The organism is Tabrizicola sp., from assembly GCF_030694085.1.
Lineage (GTDB): Bacteria > Pseudomonadota > Alphaproteobacteria > Rhodobacterales > Rhodobacteraceae > Tabrizicola.
Genome location: NZ_JAUXZE010000088.1, coordinates 1 through 2,305, shown reverse-complemented (window position 1 = coordinate 2,305; position 2,305 = coordinate 1). Strand labels below are relative to the sequence as shown.

Here is a 2,305-nt window from a genome sequence, read left to right as displayed (position 1 = left end):
CCCCTACGATGACCGTGCAGTCCGCATCGACTGGCAAGGCCATCAGCTCGGCTATATTCCCCGGATGGACAATGCCGCCATCTCGCAACTGCTGGATCGTGGAGAAAAAATGTCGGCTTTGATAGTGGGGTTGAAAAAAAGCAATAATCCCTGGGATCGGATCATGGTGGAGGTGCAATGGCGGGCGTAAACGGAAAGTGTTGGTGGAAAACCCATGTCTTTTATCAAATCTGGATATATTGGCGGCCTGGGCGTTTATTACGGATGTTGCGCGGAATGAAGGAACTGTTGTGAATATGGAAACGAAAGATAACAAAACCACTGTTCTTGCTCACGTTCGCCAGGATAAAAACGGTAACTGGGAGGAACATCCACTGAATGAGCACTTAAATGAAGTAGCCAGGCGAGCTGGAGAAACCGCGCAAGCATTTGATAGCGAAGATTGGGCACAACTTGCCGGGCTATGGCACGATTTAGGCAAATATAGTGCTGAATTTCAGGAATACATCAAAAAAGCCAGTGGTTACGATGCTGAGGCCCATATTGAAGGGGCTCCAGGAAGAGTGGATCACTCTACAGCCGGAGCCATTCATGCAATTCGGCAGCTTGGTGTGCATGGGCGCATTCTTGCATACCTGATTGCCGGACATCATGCTGGATTGGCCGACTGGTATTCGGCAGAAACGGGAGGCAAGGCCCTTTCGATTCGATTAGGAGCAGAACAGAACTACCTACTTGATCGCATACCAACACAAATCATTCCGCATGAAATTCTGACACAAGCGAGACCTTCCACCAAACCGCGCGGCGGAGCAGATGGATTGCATCTATGGTTACGCATGTTGTTCTCCTGCTTGGTGGATACGGATTTTTTGGATACCGAAGCTTTCATGGATGGCGACAAATCAGCCACCCGTAATGGTTATCGTGATTTGACCAGCTTGCTGACTGACTTCGATGGATACATGACCAGAAAATCCACATCCGCAGCCACTACGCCCGTCAACGTCATCCGTGCCAATATTCTGCGCCAGTGCCGTGAAAAATCTGCACTGGATCCTGGATTATTCTCGCTCACCGTGCCTACTGGCGGCGGAAAAACCTTGTCTGGTATGGCTTTCGCCTTGCAGCATGCAGTACAGCACAAGAAACGACGCATCATATACGTCATTCCCTACACCAGCATCATCGAACAAACAGCGGGTATATTCCGCGAGATATTCGGCGACAATGTGGTTGAGCATCATGCTAATCTTGATCCAGACAAAGAAGATGCGCGTTCCCGTCTGGCAACCGAGAACTGGGATGCGCCCATCATCGTTACCACCAATGTACAGTTTTTTGAATCACTGTTTGCTGCTCGTACAAGTCGTTGCCGCAAGCTACACAATATCGTCAATAGTGTAGTGGTGTTGGATGAAGCACAGTTACTGCCGCCGGAGTTTTTACAACCGATTGCTGATGTAATGAATCAATTAGCAAATCATTATGGAGTGACATTCGTGCTTTCCACCGCAACCCAGCCTGCGCTTGGTTCGTTCCAATCTTTCGGCAACAATCCATTTCGTGGACTGGATAATGTGCGTGAAATCATGGATGACCCCGATGCGCTCTACCAGCAGCTGGAGCGAGTAAAAGTTAGCGTACCTGACGATTTGCAAACACCCCGCGATTGGAAAAGTGTCGCAGCAGAACTGCTTCAGTATCCATCTGTGCTTTGTATCGTCAGCCGCCGCGACGATGCACGCGAGTTACACCACCTGATGACGAACCAAGAGTCAGGCAAAGACACGTTGCATCTATCAGCGCTGATGTGCGGCGAACATCGTTCCAGAATCATTCGATACATCAAATGGCGACTCAAAAAGAATAAACCGCTTCGCGTCATCAGCACACAACTAGTGGAAGCCGGTGTGGACGTGGACTTCCCCGTGGTGTATCGCACACTGGCTGGGCTGGATTCAATTGCGCAGGCGGCGGGTCGCTGCAACCGCGAAGGCAAACTAAAAGATGCTGAAGGAATTCTCATCAAGGGGAAAGTCGTGGTTTTCGTGCCACCGAAACCCGCACCGCCCGGACTGTTGCGGCAAGCGGCACAAATCTCGGTGAGCCTGCTATCGGGTAACACAAGCAACGTATTGGGGCGCAATCTTGCCAAGCAATTTTTTGAACACCTCTATGTGCGCGCACCGTCGCTCGACAAACACGGCATCTACGAGTTGCTCACGCAAGATGCGCGCGAATGCCAGATTCAATTTCGCACCGTAGCGGAAAAATTCAAACTGATAGACGACAGCGCCTACCA

General features: G+C 50.4%; 2 protein-coding genes. Both read left to right on the top strand.

The genetic code is table 11. The features are described from left to right. On the top strand, window positions 1-190 hold a 190-nt coding region (locus Q8M85_RS20700; RefSeq protein WP_305548217.1), incomplete at its 5' end, for an HIRAN domain-containing protein. A gap of 13 nt (window positions 191-203) precedes the next feature. Further along, a partial coding sequence (cas3, locus tag Q8M85_RS20695) for a CRISPR-associated helicase Cas3' (protein WP_305548215.1) occupies window positions 204-2,305 on the top strand: 2,102 nt, incomplete at its 3' end.